Source organism: Vibrio sp. EJY3 (assembly GCF_000241385.1).
Classification (GTDB): domain Bacteria; phylum Pseudomonadota; class Gammaproteobacteria; order Enterobacterales; family Vibrionaceae; genus Vibrio; species Vibrio natriegens.
In genome coordinates this window covers 2624162-2640859 of the sequence record NC_016613.1, presented here as the reverse complement: position 1 = coordinate 2640859, position 16698 = coordinate 2624162, and the positions used below count along the sequence as shown (strand labels likewise).

At 39.4% G+C, this 16698-nt stretch carries 10 protein-coding genes and 3 pseudogenes; 5 read left to right on the top strand and 8 right to left on the bottom strand.

What is annotated here, in order from left to right:
* Positions 1 to 104: 104 nt before the first annotated feature.
* Both VEJY3_RS24810 and VEJY3_RS11890 read right to left on the bottom strand, forming a co-directional pair.
* Positions 105 to 242 (bottom strand): annotated as a pseudogene (locus VEJY3_RS24810) (thioredoxin-dependent thiol peroxidase); the annotation flags it as partial.
* A gap of 355 nt (positions 243 to 597) precedes the next feature.
* Positions 598 to 1818, bottom strand: coding sequence for a chromosome partitioning protein ParB (locus tag VEJY3_RS11890; protein ID WP_014232721.1), 1221 nt, complete (start codon positions 1816 to 1818; stop codon positions 598 to 600).
* Between the two features lie 153 nt (positions 1819 to 1971).
* Between VEJY3_RS11890 and VEJY3_RS11885 the strand changes: the two genes are divergently transcribed.
* Positions 1972 to 3144, top strand: coding sequence for a hypothetical protein (locus VEJY3_RS11885; protein ID WP_237708165.1), 1173 nt, complete (start codon positions 1972 to 1974; stop codon positions 3142 to 3144).
* Positions 3145 to 4130: 986 nt separating this feature from the next.
* Here the strand turns inward: VEJY3_RS11885 and VEJY3_RS11880 are convergent.
* Complete coding sequence (locus tag VEJY3_RS11880; protein WP_014232719.1) at positions 4131 to 5183, bottom strand: hypothetical protein; 1053 nt, start codon at positions 5181 to 5183, stop codon at positions 4131 to 4133.
* 373 nt (positions 5184 to 5556) lie between these two features.
* Between VEJY3_RS11880 and VEJY3_RS11875 the strand changes: the two genes are divergently transcribed.
* Positions 5557 to 6525, top strand: coding sequence for a hypothetical protein (locus VEJY3_RS11875; RefSeq protein WP_014232718.1), 969 nt, complete (start codon positions 5557 to 5559; stop codon positions 6523 to 6525).
* Positions 6526 to 6582: 57 nt separating this feature from the next.
* On the opposite strand, the gene VEJY3_RS11870 is transcribed toward VEJY3_RS11875, so the two are convergent.
* Both VEJY3_RS11870 and VEJY3_RS26205 read right to left on the bottom strand, forming a co-directional pair.
* Positions 6583 to 7596 carry a GIY-YIG nuclease family protein gene (locus VEJY3_RS11870; protein WP_014232717.1) on the bottom strand — a complete coding sequence of 338 codons (1014 nt, stop codon included), beginning with the start codon at positions 7594 to 7596 and terminating at the stop codon, positions 6583 to 6585.
* Between the two features lie 253 nt (positions 7597 to 7849).
* Positions 7850 to 8056, bottom strand: a pseudogene (locus VEJY3_RS26205) (ISL3 family transposase); the annotation flags it as partial.
* A gap of 178 nt (positions 8057 to 8234) precedes the next feature.
* On the opposite strand from VEJY3_RS26205, the gene VEJY3_RS11860 reads away from it, so the two are divergent.
* The 3 genes and pseudogenes from VEJY3_RS11860 (at position 8235) to VEJY3_RS11850 (ending at position 12017) form a co-directional block, all read left to right on the top strand.
* On the top strand, positions 8235 to 9368 hold the full coding sequence (locus VEJY3_RS11860) for a helix-turn-helix transcriptional regulator (RefSeq protein WP_014232715.1): 1134 nt from the start codon (positions 8235 to 8237) through the stop codon (positions 9366 to 9368).
* 279 nt (positions 9369 to 9647) lie between these two features.
* Positions 9648 to 10628: pseudogene (locus VEJY3_RS11855) on the top strand (IS630 family transposase).
* 378 nt (positions 10629 to 11006) lie between these two features.
* Entirely contained in the window at positions 11007 to 12017 is a 1011-nt protein-coding gene (locus VEJY3_RS11850; RefSeq protein WP_014232714.1) for a chromosome segregation ATPase, read from the top strand.
* A 467-nt stretch (positions 12018 to 12484) separates the two neighbouring features.
* Here VEJY3_RS11850 and VEJY3_RS11845 read toward each other — a convergent pair whose 3' ends face one another.
* The 3 genes from VEJY3_RS11845 to VEJY3_RS11835 form a co-directional block, all read right to left on the bottom strand.
* Positions 12485 to 14524, bottom strand: a complete 2040-nt coding sequence (locus VEJY3_RS11845; protein ID WP_014232713.1) for an ATP-binding protein — start codon at positions 14522 to 14524, stop codon at positions 12485 to 12487.
* On the bottom strand, positions 14521 to 15939 hold the full coding sequence (locus tag VEJY3_RS11840) for an SIR2 family protein (RefSeq protein ID WP_014232712.1): 1419 nt from the start codon (positions 15937 to 15939) through the stop codon (positions 14521 to 14523). Before VEJY3_RS11840 ends, VEJY3_RS11845 begins: the two co-directional genes overlap by 4 nt.
* Before the next feature lie 93 nt (positions 15940 to 16032).
* Entirely contained in the window at positions 16033 to 16629 is a 597-nt protein-coding gene (locus VEJY3_RS11835; RefSeq protein WP_014232711.1) for a tyrosine-type recombinase/integrase, read from the bottom strand.
* Positions 16630 to 16698: the final 69 nt, after the last annotated feature.

The window sequence follows — 16698 nt, the reverse complement described above, 5'->3', positions numbered from 1 at the left end:
CTTATCTGCATTGAGAGAATTAATTCTCACTGTCTGAGAGAAAAAAGAAAGCCCAGCTTGTACTGGGCTTTCTTGTATTTAGGAGTTCGGTTCAAGCCGACGGTTTACGCGTTTTCGTTGAGGTAATTTAAAACCACTTCATGGTGATCTTTGGTTTTAAACTTATTGAACACGTGCTCAATCACGCCTTCTTCGTTGATAAGAAAGCTGATGCGATGTAGACCATCGTAGATCTTACCCATGAGCCATCACCCTTGGGAATATTCTAAGACAGTATTATTGACGTTTTCATATAAAACCATAGCTTAACAGTGATTTATGTGAAATAGGTTACTCAAATATCTTTCATTAAAGCAACTGTCATATTTTTTTGTAAATCGGGCAGCTTTTAACGATTTTATAAGTGCAATCTTGTCATAAAAAACTTGAGTAATGCTATAAGGAGATACTACTTGTCATATCGATTGAATTGTCATGTGATTAAAGTTAACGCATGTCTACCCGATTATATCAAGATCCGACTTCCATAATTTTAGAACTAGTATGTGTAAGCACAGTTTAAATCCAATACTTGCAACCCGATAAAAGATTAAAGAGCTATTGACTTACTTTCTTCATGGCCGAGCGCTTCTTCACTCTACTAGGCGTTTTTCCGGGTGTTAAAAATGGTATTGTGAAAGCTTCTTTGATATTTCCTGCTGCTTTGGCTGGAACTCTCTCTCCTTCTTCATTCTTTACGAAGTTCGCTACACGTCGAACAGATACTTTTTTTCCTACCACCGGAATATTGAAGTACATGTTCCACCCTTTGAAAATGCATGATAGACGGCATAGCAGTGCATAAGATGTTGATTCTTTTCTTATCGATTCAAGATAGTCTCGTACCTGATATTCAATGCTCTCTATTGAAGTTTGCCCCAACCCTGAAATTACATTAGATATGTACATATCAGGAGTAATAGGGATCTCATCGCCTTCATAGGTTTTTAATTTTTCGTTGATAAGGAAGTGCGCAAATGCCAAGGTTGCCTGCGGTGCTTGAATTTGTTGCCTATGTTCCCTTGCTAAAGACGCAACCAGATTAACTGACCATGCCAATTCATCCTTACCCTGTACGTAATCAAGTATTTCAGCGGGTTTAAATGAAGTGCCCTGAGTGCCTCGAAAAGCATACGGGTTGGTTGTCATATCAAAAGCCTTTGAAAGCATGGCAACTTGAGAAAGAATCTTTGCATCTACGCTAACACCCGCCATTTCAAGGACGTTAGCTCTTGAACGAACGTTCCCTGTATCTGTGTGAGCAAATGCTAGAGCATCAGATATCCCCCAGATAATGATCGCAATAAAACCGTAAGTTGATTTCGAAGCGGCCTCTAGCCTTGTGTGACCATCCAGTATTTCACCATCATGACCTATAATGATCGGCTCTCCAGTAAGACACCACCGTCCTTCATTCATGTCTTCGGTGAACTTTTTGACTGTGCTTCGGTTCACTCGACGGTTGCTTAAGTCGGTATTAATTTTTCCTCTTCTTGAAAACTTGAGCATGTCTCTGGCTACAGTTGGAGAAATATGTACAACCTCATGCCGAATAGGAGTCTCTAGATTTATGATCTTGAGTTGAGGGTAGTACTGGGAATTCGATTTAAAGATTTCGTCCATTACCCTCCTATCTAGCTTGAGAGTGGATGATTCAATTAACTGCTTTGAGCTAGCTAAGTATTCACTGGGGGATTTTTGATATTTATCCATTAATCCCTGAACAATGGATTCTTCTATCTCATTGTTTTCTTGATCTTTATCTATTTCTCTAGTCATTTACTTACCTCAAATCTATCAGGTTTATAAGTCTAAAACCTTCCAATTCCACAATTTTTAGGCGTTTAATTATTGATCGGACGGGCCGTCCGATCAATGTTTATTTTAATCTCAATTTAGAATGCAGGCTCAACATAATGAGGGGGTCATTCATTGCAAAAGAAATCAGTTAAGTTGGAAGGCTTGTGCTCAATGCACACGTTTGGGAAAGTTCAGCAATTAATAGCGAATGTTAAAGTTATTGATTTATTTAACTTATTTTCGTTATTTGACGTGCCAAATGAACTTGAAGAAGCTTTTCAAACTATACACAGCCGAAACAACCAAAAGAGGATAGAGCTAGCAAAGAATGCTATTGAATCAGGTTTAGATAACACAGTGGAGGTGCCCCCCCCATCTCTCACTTTTGTTGTGGTGGAAGTCTTAAGTCATAAGGCTTTAGGTCGAGGAATAGTCGAAATAGAATATGATCCTCTAGATACTATGATTGTGGATGGTGTAATTACGTTGTTTGCTATGATGCAGATTAGTGGTTTCAGTCATCCGTTTGAGAAAAAGCGTATCTCTAAGGATTTAACTCAGAAAAATAGTCGAGTTAGGCAAGAACTCGCAAGTTATCCTGTGCAAGTCAACTTGTTGTTCTCACCGACAGAGCCGCTGTCACAAAAGGCATGTATCACTCTTTATAAAAAATACAGTCAAGCTAAAAACAACATTTATGCACCTTTAATTGAAAGTCTAAATGCTGAATTGCCTTTGAATACTTATGTGAAAGAGATTGCGGATGATATCGCTCTTGAATCTTTTGGGGGAATGAAAACATCGTCAGTTAGGCTTTCGGTAAAAGATCCACATGTGACTACTGAGGCAACAATGATTCGTCTAGTTCTTGGTGCAATCGGCGGCGCAGATTACCAAGATAAAAACAAAGTTGATTTGTTTGGTTCTGGGCCATTTAGTGTCGAGCATATTGATACTATAAAGCCCTATATTTGTATATTTATGGAAGCGTGGTTGAACTCAGTAAAGGATCAACTGTTTTCACACAAAAATGGCTTTCATTACTCAACGACACTTTGGCAATCACTAGGGTTGGTAATACATAAACTTTTCCTTGAGAAAAAAACTTTAGAAGAATTTGCTAAAGCTGGAGCTGTTTTAGGTCGTTTGGATTACTCCAAATCAGCTAAGCATTGGGGAAAGTGTGATGCACTGGAACTTGACGTGTCGGGGCAAAGCTATAAAAACGTTACGGGGGGGGGAAGAGCTTTTCGTATTGCCTTAGCTAACTACCTTTTTGAATATTTATCAGATCATGAAAAGTAAGAATGCTTCTATTGTCCACGCGTGGACAATGATGGTCAATGGTGAATAATTGTGCAATTGAAGTGGGAAAAATCCACCGTTGTTCAATCACTTTAAATGTTCCTGTTATATAGACTCTTGTGTATTAGCTAGTGCTTAATTTCACTATGCTACAGTTAATCTAAGGTTGAACTTGGGAAAAGAGCGGGGATAAGTCGAATAAACTTGTTCGAAGTCTTCGGTGTGCTTTCATAGTAGATATGAAGGTAGAATTGTATGGTTGCTCTCGACGGCGCAAAGCAAGCTTTGAATAAATCAATTGATGGACCTAAAGCTTACCTATATCTGTTGATGATCCACTTTCAGCCCCTATTGGGGTAGGTACTATATGTACTGGAATGATGCTATCATCGTACAAAAAACAAGTCATTGATGCATTGGAGCGAGCTATATCTTTTGCACAATTTGAACAAGAAACATCACTTTCACTCAAATTTTTCGGTGAAAATTTAGCCGAATACGACCTAAAAATGATGAGGAACCTTGGCTTTACACAGTAAGGTATTATCGGGGTTTCTTTCTTGAAGTGAAGGTAAGATGTATTTTGGTTTGCTTCGTAAAAATATATTTGCGTAAATGTACAAACTTAATTGCATTAGTCTGAATGCAATCTGCCAGTTTCGTTTCCACGATGTGACTAGATCTGACAGGTCACCCTAAATAGATTCAGCCCCATTGTCATTTTCGCTCATTAAATCTCTTGCCGTTCGGGTTCTAAGTTTCCCACAATAAAATTCATGTGAGAGGAATACGTGCAGTTGAAGAATTATTCACTTTTAATGAGTGATAGGTAATGGGTTGTCTGGAGGTATGCTGAAAATGATTTTGAGTCACTTCGGGACAGAAGCGCCTTAGAGTCTGTAACCTAAATGTTTATATTTCGAATGTGCTGCATTAGGGGATAAAGCAGCCCCCGTACAAAGTTCGAAAGCTGCTTTTACTATTAACTAGTAGTTATGTTGGTTGAAAACCTTTTGAGCTTCTGCCTTCGCTTTCAGCTCCAATTCTTTGCTTACTTTAGGAAGCGATATGCCTGCATAAAGGATGAATACTGGCCCATAATCTTCATCATTATCAGCAATCGATTGGGTCGGGTAATAACCATAAAGGTTGGCTAGCTCGTTCAAAAAAACGAGTTTATATTGTTCAATTTCTTTTGAGGAATGTTCGTATTTTTCCATGAGGTTAAGAATAGCTTCTGTATTTCCACTAAATGCAAGCAATTCCTCATATTGAGTGTCACTATAGACTTCATAAGCAAACTCAATTGCTGGATAGTAACCTTGTTTCGCCAACTCTCGAATTACCTCTACGTCCTCAGTGTTTTCAGCGAGTTGCATCATTGCTTCTTTACTGCCTAACTCTGCCGCTCTTTTTAGTAGTGATAGATACTCGGATTGGACAGATAGTTTTTCTTCGTATTCTTTTGCAAAGCGGAGTGCGCCCCCTTCCAAAACCTCGCCAGAAATGTACCTTTTATACCAGTAGTCCTCGTGTGGGCCTGCATTGTCGTCTATTTCAATCCCATCGAAGTGATGAACAGCATATGAATACGCAGCGGACGCGTTACCTTCATGGCTCAATTTTTCAACTAGTTCCTCACCTAAACTATCTACCATCCATGGTTCGATCTCATTCCAACTGTAGAACTTACAGTTCTTTAGAAACAGGTTATTACGTATATGTAGAAGGACTTGCTCTTCTAATCTTGCATCTGCTAGTACAGCTTTAGATAGCCTTCTAAGGCGATGTCGAACGTTTTTTTCGTTGGTGAATAATAATCGTGTTTCATTGTGTTGGTTAAATTCATCGTCATAAAAATCTGCTTGTCTGCTATCAAGGTCATACTCAGATAGCACGAAACCAGCCTTAATTAAGCTAGCCGCAGATTTAAATCCATAAAAAGATGCAACCACTTCTCTGGATTGACCTAATTTAAGATCCGGTAAGTAATTTTTTAATGATTGATGAAAGGCATGTACGAGTTGCTTGTCTAACATGATTAATGCTCCGACTTTTAGATCGACTCCGGGCGCACGTTTAAACCTTTTGAGTCGATATTAATCAGCCAAAGGTCATTAAAATTAATTCATTAATAGATAATCATTTATTGAAATGTCTGTTTTTACTCATACGCAAGTAAGGCGGACGCCCTATTACAAGAGTACTCTTCGAATGGGGGATGTCAACAGTCCATAATCAAGACTTAGAAGTGGCCTATTGGGGTTTCTAGTGTTCCTCAGGAACAAAAGCAACTTTGTCTGCGTATTTCTATCTGATACGTGCTTGGGGGCAGTTCTGCCAATTAAGCATTGCTATACTTCTTTTTTGGGGATACCAACTAAACAATGCGATCAAGAGGAAGCCTGTATTGTGAAGATTGAAATAGCAGAATCTCTTTTGCGCTCATGGCTACGACATGTCCGTGGTTGTGAGTTTGCTGAGTTAAACTGGAAAGCATCGCCTGAATGGTTGCCTAAATCTGATGAGATAACGGAACTTTTTGATACGGCTCATGAGCTTTGGCCGGAAGCTTTTGGCAAAAATAGTTACGAGCAACTATTGCGTCAAGCAGAGGTTGATGTACTAGGACTTTCATTCTACGACAACCGACTATATTTCATAGATGTAGCTTTTCACCTTGGTGGGTTGAATTATGGTGATAAATTAACAACGGCAATGAGGGTCTATAAAAAGTTAGTGAGATCAGCACTAATTGCGAAGCGCTATTTCCCCGATCAAACATCTTCTATTTATTTTGTCTCACCATTCACTAACGCGAATGTTTGTTCTGAACTTGATGTTGTGAAGGATAAACTCCAAGAAATATCGGCGAATGATGAAAAGATAAACTTTGATTTTGTTCTCACAAGATCCGAATTCAAATCAGAAGTGATGGAACCACTATTGTCATTGGGAAATGGTGTGGCTGATACATCTGAACTGTTTTTACGCAGTTGGCAATTGATAGAACCTTTCTTCAATATCCAACTACAAGGAAATGAGTCAGAAATATTCACTCCTAAGAAAGACACTTTGCGTACCCCTATGCCCACGTCAGAAGTTAATAGAACAGACCTGTTAATATCGGCGCTTTATTTGGCAAAATTTGGTCATCTTAATCGATTGGGTTTTGGGAACCAGACAAGAACGATTAAAAGCTTGGCGGATATAATAGGTTGTTCAGCAAACTCGTTAAAAGGCTTTCGAGATAGGTATGACCGATATGTTGAGAGTCCTCGTGTGGGTTATGATTTGCCACTATCTGACGAGTTGACGATGGCTTTAGATAAGTATGGTGATTTTTCAGAACTAGAATTACGGGCTAAGCTACCAACCTAAAGTTACTCGCAGTCATTCTTCATTGTGACCTTCCGGTCTACTTGGGACACAAGCAAGTTAGCTGCAACTTGCTACCACCCAGTCGTAAACTGGCTGCAACGTGTTGAATCCCTTTTTAATATTAGCGCTAATGTCACCCTCCAAACTAATTGCTGTCCAAACTGTTAGGTGGGGAGATACGTCTTTCGAAAGTTTTCTGCCATCGGAAACCAAGGTGACGCTTTGAGACTTCTTACGTGAACGGAAGTTTCTAGTTTCATCTAAGCAAGAAAGGGCTTCTTGTAAAATTTGATGCCAATGCCTTTGAGACATTTCTGACAAGAGATACTCTCTGCCTCCAAAAAATTTTTCAACGATGTTTAAGCGACTTGGGCCTTGCCATGCATCTCTCATAAAACGGAGCGTGATTAGTTCTGGTGAAGAGACACTTGATTTGAGAATTTCTATGTCCGGTAGATTAAGGATAAAGGGTGAAATTAACCACTTTCCAGTATTTTGGCTACCCTCAAGATTAACGCCCAATCTTACCAGTCCATTGCTCGTATCGACGGCAAGATTCCATTGAACACCTTGGTTACCGTCACTAATACCAAACAATGGTGTATTTAGTTGTCCAAAAGGCTTTCCTTTGACCGAGAGTTGAGCGTTGAACTCCTGCAAAACCTCAGTGTACTGGGAGTCAACGCTATTAAACTGTGGTTGATGCTTTTTCTTTTTTCTAGTCGGTTTCTCGTCTTCAACAAACTCAATTTCTGTAGGATCAATCATATGAATAAGCTCTTGCTTATCTATGATCGATTTGATTGCAATGTTGGCATCATCTGCGCTTAAATTGAAAAATTCTCGCCTAACCTGCCTTAAGGGTGCAAGTTTTTGATGAATTAGGGACTCAAATGTTTTGCAATCGTTGACAGGGAAATAGTACGCAACCGACCAGATAAAATCTCCTGTCGAGCTATTATTAATTTCCTCACATCTTTTATGGGGACTACGTGTAGTCATTCCTATCTTGCATACCGGAAGAACAATGTCTTTCACTTCCAATATGTAAACGTAACCTTTTGATTGCATTGTCTTGAATTGACCTTAAATGAAACATAAGGTTTAAAGTACAAGGTGGAGTGTGGATGAGTCAATCTCATTGTCTCCAAACACGATCTTAGGCTATCTTATCTTACGTCTAGCTATCAACGGGACAGAAGCGCCTTAGACGCACTTAACTTGGTGTCCAAAACTAGTAGTGCGGATCATGGGTATCTAAGCCCAGTTAACTTTGAACAACAAAATGTCGCTTAATGTGGTGTCCAGTCTTGCTGGAGCGGATCAGTATTCGGGTTGATTTCTCTAGGCGACACCATGCTTCAAGAGCCACTACCATGGTTTCATAACAGGATTCATCCCATATCGTTTGTAGCTGCTCTTTTAGCGTATAAATAACGCATAACGTCTTGTTACCATACCACACCGAATTTAACACTGAACTGACCGCAACATCTTTTTCAGCAACAGCATTCCTAAGAACAAGCAAGACAACCATGATTTAAGTTCTTAATTTTCAGCTTATTACATAATAATAAATCCATATAGACTTACAGCACCTACAAATATCACAAATGAGAACTAATATTGATAGATTGGTTAATATTAAATGCAGCCCTTACAGGGTCTTTGGCAAGGAGATTATCCAACAAGGTAAAGGGTGATAAGTTATGACGATCGGGTTAGTAAAACCTGAACAGGTTTTAGAGCTGATAGATGACATATATAGCGCTGCTAGTGATCCTCTTCAATGGATACCTATGGCTGAAAAGATCCAATCTTCAGTTGGAGGTCATAGTGTTAACTTTTGTTTAGAAGATACTCGAAAGCCCGAATTCAGAAACATTTATAGTAATGGGGTTAGCTTATCCGATATAGAATTGTACGAAAAAAATTATATTGGTAGGGATAATTTTACTGAAATATATGAAACCATACCTGCTAGTAGTGCCATTTTGACTCAAAATGTATGGGATTCTACAACTCTTTATCAATGTTTTCCGTATGAAGAGTTTTATAAAAATCTGGGCTATGCATTTTTTAATTGTTGTTTATTTTATAAAGATGAGGAAAAAAGAGGATGGCTATCAGTAGTAAGGAGCGAAAATGATTCCGTTTTCACTATAGCTGATTTAGAAATGATGAAATGTTTAACACCTCATTTAAAAAGAGCTTTTCTAATCAATATGCATTTGTTTGATTCTAAGATTGCACAGCAGATGTGTTTGGATGCTCTTGAGCACTTATCAGCTGGCGTAATATTCCTTTCGAGTAATGGACAACTTGTTCACAGCAATAGCAAGGCTCAAAAATATCTGCGAAATATGAATAACATGAAACAAAATTTTCGTGTCATACTGCCAGACCATTCAGCAAATATTGCATTACAAAAAACGATTTCTGAAACCTTGTACTCAAACAAAATACTTCTTGGGCGCTTTATCCCATTCAAAGAGGACGACCATCAAAATATGGTAATTTGCCTTCCTTGGAGAATGAATGAACAGTCTTACGACTGGTTGAACCATCAAGTTGGGTGTTTGTTATTTATTCTGCCTTCAAGTCGAAATTTTGGTTCTCCAGATAGACTAATGGAGGCATTTGATGTTAGTAGAGCTGAGTCTCATATTTTGAGTGGCATAGTGAACGGTCTATCTACTAAACAACTTGCTAATAAATTATGTGTTTCTGAAGCTACCGTACGCTTTCATATAAAAAATCTACTAAGAGTATTCTCTTCCAATAATCAGGTGGAAATGCTATCTAAGGTTAATAAATTACTGAGACTGAATGTAGATTTTTAAATTCACATTCTAGTAAGGTGATAACGATAGAGTTGGCTCATTTCTTTTATATGTAACATCCCACTTCGAAGTTTTTATTGGCTTATTGATAGTCTGACAAACCTATATGAATGATATTATAAGTATCTTGATTATCTAAAAACCACTTGTTTCTATTTCCTTGAATTTTACATATTATACCAGTGATCATTGAAGATGTTTGATTTCCGATGAAATCGGGATCATGCTACGAGCCATGAAATATTACTGACTCCCCAACAGAAACTGCAACTCGAACAAATGCACGATTCAACTCGTGATGGTCGAGTGCGTGATCGCATCAAAGCTGTCTTGCTGGCTTCTGAAGGCTGGAGTCTATGTATGATTTCTCAAGCACTTCGTATCCACTAATCTACTGTTGCTCGCCATCTCAGTGATTTTATTCTTTCTGAGAAACTGAAACCTGAAAATGGTGGTAGTCAGAGTCGACTTTCTGCTGTCCAAACGATGCAACTGATCGAACATCTGGCTGAGAAAACTTACTTTCATACCCACCAAATTGTCGCTTATGTAGAAGCTGAGTTTGGTATTCGCTATACCGTTGCGGGTATGAACAAGTGGCTACATCACAATGGATTCTCATACAAGAAGCCCAAAGGTGTGCCTCACAAGTTTAGCTTTGAGCAACAACAGGTTTTTGTTGAGTATTATCAAGCCCTAAAACAGAGTAATGCACCTGTGTTATTTATGGATGCGGTTCATCCGACTCAATCGACTAAGTTGAGCTGCGGCTGGATACGCAAGGGTCAGGACAAGCTCATTGAAACAACAGGTAGCCGTACTCGTCTTAATATTATCGGTGCCTTATCTCTGGAAGATATTGGTGCAACAGTCACTGAGAACTACGACACTATCAACAGTGAAAGTATTGTTCGCTTTTTCTGGAAACTGAAGAAAGAACATTACCCATTTGAGCAGAAAGTTCACCTCATTTTGGATGGTGCAGCTTATCACCGAACAGAACTGGTGATAAATGCAGCAAAAGTACTCAATATCGAACTCCATTACTTACCACCATACAGTCCGAGTTTAAATCCGATAGAGCGACTCTGGAAAGTAATGAATGAGCATGTTCGGAACAACGTTTACTTCTCATCGAAGAAGACGTTTATCTCCGCCATCAAAGAATTTTTCGATGTGACATTGCCGGAAGTTGCAGGTTCGCTAGTATCCAGAATTACGGATAATTTTCAGTTAATAAAACCTGCATCTTCAAGTTAAACGGGTATATACGATTTTGCAATACCTATCAGTAAGTTATGATGTAAATGGATTTTTAAAAATTATTACTAATTATAAATATAAAAACTATCAAAATTGATAGGTAATAACCTACGCTCTTGGTCTACTGTTGTTTAAGACAGTGTAGTTAAGGCTTTGTCGTATTAGTGAGCCCGTCCGTTAATATTTTCTAAGTAGATACTGATGAAGGTGTTAGAGGTACATGTCAATATGCTTCGACAAGTTAGGTCTAAAACTCGATACTCAAATTTGTAATGATATAACGCAGCCGAACCTTATCGTAAGTTCGCTAGTAGTTTCAACGAGATGTTGAAGAAGTAGGAGACTTACATCACTCACAGAAAAGGAAACATAAAGATGAATTTACAATTAACTATAACACTACTATTTCTTTCTGGTTTTTTAGGCTCCGCGACGGCCTCACAGAACGATGAAAAATTTTTAAATGGTAAACCTTTCGCTAAAGTAAATGAAGCTATTCAAACTAATGCTGATGCCATTGCAGCTAATGCAGAAGGAATTGAAAATAATGCAAATAGTATAGATTTAATTGAAGGGGAAATTATAACACTTAAAACAAGCTTAAATCTCATTAATACGGAAATGGTGACATTACAAAATCAGGTAAATGCAAACTTAGGAAGTATAAACGAATTACTAGCCAACGATGAACAGCTAAGTAGCGCTATCGCTGCTAATTCTAACTTGTTATCAGATTTAAGAAATCGCCATAATCAAGATGTCGCAGATATAAACGAAAAAATGGGTGTTTTAGAAGGGGATATTATCGCCCTTCAACAGTATATTAATACACAAATTCTTGCTGTTAATTTAGTTATTACCGAGTTACAGGCATCTCAATCTGGCGTTGATGAAGTTCAAGATGCAGCAATTTTGGATCTTCAGAGCAAGTCTTTGGGGTTAATGTCTAGCATCTTGACTCTTAATGCATCCTTATCTTCCCAAGCTTCAAGTTTAGCGTTCTTAGAGGCTCGAATGAATAATGCTGACGCACAGATAAATGAGCTAGGATTAAGAGTTACAAAACTCGAGTCTGATGTTGCGACCCTTAACTGCCTTCCAGACCATCCAGACTACCCTTGTGAAGTAAAAATCACTAGTTTAGGTGAAGCATACGGACATCACGGATCCTGTGATTTTAGCTGGAATGGCTGTACAGATGCTGCGACATGTGCTCAATGGGCATGTGAAGTTAATGGATATGCAGAAGTTAGTAGATGGGGAGAGGATAAACCATGTACCGAGTTTGATAATTGCCACTTATTTTGGAGTCAAGGCTCAATACAATGGAACTGGGGAAACTGGTGTGATGTGCAAGGCGTAACGGACATTTATTGTAAAGAGTAGGATTCCTAATTTGAAGCCAGTTTAGCTTAACGTTACGTAGCAGTTCCTAAACCTCATAGTTATACTGGCTCTTTTATTTCCAGATATGAGAGCTTCTATTTTGACCCTGAAGTTTAGTTTTGGCACTAAGTTGGGTTAATCACCCGTTCGGTACTTTTGATTCAAAGGCATTGAAAACAGAAGAGAACTAGTTTGATAACCAACAAAAAAGGTCGGTTGTACTGACCTCGATTAAGATTATATGCATACTAACTCATTGGTAAGCCGAGTTTACTTAGAGAGAAAAAGCTCGAAAAATTCTATTAAATGGCGACAACTCACCACAGCTACTCAATTTGACTCTAAGAAGGTTCTGTCCAGCGCCAGATGCGTCTCACAACGCCTAGCTTGGGGACAAAAGCGCCTTAGATTAGTTAACCTTAATTCTTGTTGTAAGGCATATCTTTGGCGCTATTTTAACAGATAAATTAATCTCGGTTTTGCCACTCTTCAACGATTGGCTGCCAGTTTACTTCACGTGGCTCAGTTGTGGAGTTAGACCATACGTTCCAAAAGTCTGGATCATCAGATTGTGGTCTTTGTTCTTCAGTAAGTTCTTTCATTCGAACTAAAACGGGGAGTTCAGAAGCCCATCCGAGTAAAATTGCATGTCGTGATGGTAGTGATGGTAGCTCTCTTAATAATCCCCTCATGTTATCGGGAACAAGCCTATGGACTTGTTCTTGGTCTCTATCATTGCTAATTCTGTGCAATAAAAAAGTATTACATTGAGACAGAACAGTGGGAGATAGCTCAGAAGGTCGTTGGGATGATACTACTAGACCTAAACCAAATTTCCGCCCTTCGCGAGCGATCTTTTCAAAGACTTTGCAGCACACATCAGAGACTGACTGACTCTCACTTTCTTCTTTGTATCGTTTGATAAATGTATGGGCTTCCTCTGCAACCATTACTGTCGGTAATGGTTTTCCATTCATTTTCCTGTATCGTTGAAGAGCTTCAAAAGTCACTCTAGAGATTACTGCTGTTACAAGATGGATAATTTCATTTGGAACGAGTGAAAGGTCGATAACTGTGATAGCACCATGAGTGTCCTTCCCAAGAAAAGTATCTAACCAATTAGTTAAACTGATAGGTTCCTCCGAATCTTTAGTGACGGCACTAATTCGGGTGTCACCTAACATTGTGCGAATTCGGGTCAAAAGAAATTCCACGAATTGCTCTGTTCCTGTTTCTTGTGCTAAAGCTTCGAGATATGCTACGAAGTCATCACCTTCAAAACGAATAGGCGTATCTTCACTTTTCGGGAGAAGTTCTTGTTCATCGCCGCCAAGTGCAACATGAGCTTGTTTTAAGTCAGCAATCAACCTGTCTGTATCACCGACATCAGGCTTAGCAGGCCACTGTATTCCTCTTCTGGAGGATAGATACGCATTTATCGTACTTATTAGGTTATCGAAAGGTTGGTTGTCGATTTTTTCGTTTAGTGTTAAAAGGCTACTTTCCCATGACGTTAAACTTTCAACTAAGCCTTTGGCAGGGCCAGCATTCACATATATCTGCCCTTGACTTGCTAGTTGCCTTATTGAAACGAGAAGTATTCCGCAAAAATGTTTTGCTTGAATTGTTACGTCATCTTCTGACAACACATCATTTCTCATCGCCCTCAAAGCTCGTCGTAGCAATGGGAGTTGAACTTTTGAACTTGCTTGAGTGAACGCTCCCCACTCAGAACTATTCCATAGCCATGATGGTACTTTAAGATCTAGCTCACCATCATCTGAGTTAGCTTCTACGCGTAATAACTTACCCTTGTATTTTGACTTTGGGCCAAATGCTCGGCTGTACTCCCCATTAGGATCAAGTATTATGAATCGAGCATTTGGGGTCTTTCCCTGTTGTAAAACTGCGTCCAAAGACCATTGAATTAGCCCCGCCACAGAACAAGACTTACCACTACCCGTATTGCCCAAAACAGCTATATGTCGCCCAAAAAGCCTATCGGGATCGATTTTTATTTCTGCATTGTTAGCTAGAGGACTATCTCCTATTTTAACCCTTCTGTTTTCACCTGATTCGATTATTGAGTTTAATTGTTTATCAGTAGGTAGGAGTACTGAATCACCAACCGAAGGAAATGCATCTGTTCCTCTAGTGAATCTGAAGCCATCGTTTTTTCTATCGCTTCTCAATGTCCCAACGGGGTTGATACTGAGCTTTTTTAGTGGAAAAGGTAGATCTATCAAGCCAAAATCTTGCAAGCCTCTTCTCTTTGGATATGGCGAGTGTTCTACTGCGATCCACTCAACTTGACCAACGAGAAACCCATCATCACTGTTTATCAGTACATAGCTATTTATCCGGGGAAAGTTGCGAGGAGAACCTCCTTGAAGAGACACTGAGTCTGGAGAATCAATTTCTAAGGAAACTCTAATTTCACTAGGCGATACAAAACCAACGGTTCCGATTCGTAGCTGCTCTAGTCTTTCTATAGGCAAGTAACTCATAGTGTTACCTCGGTGGTAGTTGCATTACCTGAGTGTTCTGACTGGATAAAGCCTCGCTGCTTTAGTAGTTCGGCCATCTTTATTGATGCTTTATCTATGGCTGGTTTAGGTAGATAGTTATCAACCAAAGTTTTGAGGTCACCTAAATGGTCACCCATTAGTAAAGTGATTTGAGCTTTTCTTCCACTTTTACTAATGAAGTTCATAATTCTTCCGAGCGGGTCACCGAAAGCAATGATGACGAGATGGGTAGATGGAACGGTAAGCATATCTTCAATTACTCGGTTTATATGCTCATCACCAAAGCTATAGCCATACGTGACTAATGTACTGTTTGGACGGCTAGTCGCTGCTGCTAAGTCTCTAAATAGCTCTACATAGGGGTACTCTGCGGTTTCTCTGTCTTTGACTGAATTAGGGTAAATCATTAGTTGTTCATAGCTATTGCTTTCGTGACCTTCTGCTTCTAAAAACGGTTCAACAGAGCGTGCTCCAAAAGGTAAACCAAAGCGCCTAATCGCACCATCTTGTTCGTGCCAATCAAGAGAACCGTGAAGCTTGGTAAAACGAGCCACTCCTTCCAAATATCTTGGTTCACCACGTATTCCCGGAGGGTTATAGTGATAATCAACTTCTAATCTTGAGGATCTAAAAACGGGAGCGATACTTCCAACAAAACGATCTATGAGTCTTAAACCTGCAAGTTCAGCACCAACCTCGATAATTCGGTCGTAGTTCGTTGTAAAAATATGCAATCTATCGCGTGTAGCGGTTCTACTTGCAAAGCTCATTAAGAAGCTCACAAGATAGTTGAAAGTTTCCTCTTTTCGTTTTGGTTCAGCACTTTTAATTAAGTGTTCTCCGTTACTGACAGATTTTGAAAACTCACCTAGACATCGAGACAACTCCCCCTTAATTGCATCTAAATCAGCTTTTAGGTCTCTATAGGCTACAAATGGAGCTGGAGGGTTTTCAGGTTGTGGGTTATTTAACACTGTTAGAATTTCAAGCCCTTTGATAAGTTCATTAATAGCTCTTATTTGATCTTCTATATTTCCTTTATCGCGACCAGCCGCTGTGGCAGCTTTTGTAGCGAATGCATTTATTTCGCTTTGACAGACGGCTAGATCACTGATCCACCCCATTCCAGCAGGAGGCGCACCTGTTGCCGACATTTGAATAGACGTACTCAAACCTGCACCGATCAATAGATTTAAATGTTCGGATTGGAAAAGAGCTGTTAACCAAGGCTCGATATTTTGACGCAATTTCTCTATCGATACTTCGGAACCTTGTTCTCCCCATGTACTATTCGTTGAGAGGGTAAAAGGATAAGAATCACTTTGCTCATTGGGGTTTGGCATTAGCTCAATAATATCGGGAACACTGCCAACTTTAATGTGCTGAGTAGTCATAAATACACTTCTTATATTTGTATGAAAGATATAGTGTTGGGGACACAAACAACTGCCATTAATGTTTACAACTTAAGCCGTTGGCATTAAATCTTACGTCTCACAACTCTCCGAAATCCTTAGCGCATCCTCAATCTCAACACCAAGGTATTCAATCGTGCTTTCTAACTTAGCATGACCCAGAAGCAACTGGATAGCACGTAAGTTCTTGGTTTTGGCGTAGATCAAAGAAGCTTTTGTACGCCTTAATGAATGCGTGCCGTATTGAGTTTTATCTAAACCGATATCCATTACCCATTTGTTAACCATAGTCGTGTAGTAATGGTAAGAGATTGGTTGCCCTTCACGGCGTGGGCTTGGGAATACATAGTCGGTTGGTGTCAGACCATTCAGGATTATCCATTGAGATAAGGTTTGCTGAGTCTTAGGCGTGATCTCGAAGTGCACTTCTTGATGGGTTTTCTGTTGCTTCACAATCGCTCGTGACATCACGCAGCCACTGCGGCTAACGTCTTGTACCTTTAGGTTACGCAAGTCACATGCTCTGAGTTTGCTATCGATGGCAAGGTTAAACAGCGCCAATTCAAATAACCGTTCCTCAAGCTCCAACCGAATTCGAATGCGCCAAATGTCTTCCAATTTGAACGCTTTCTTCTGCCCAACTCTTTTTCCTTTATTCCAAGCAGCCATAATGTGCTCCTTACTTCATAAAAATCACTGTTAAGTAAGGCAGAACTCAAGGAAGTTTGCTTAGTTACT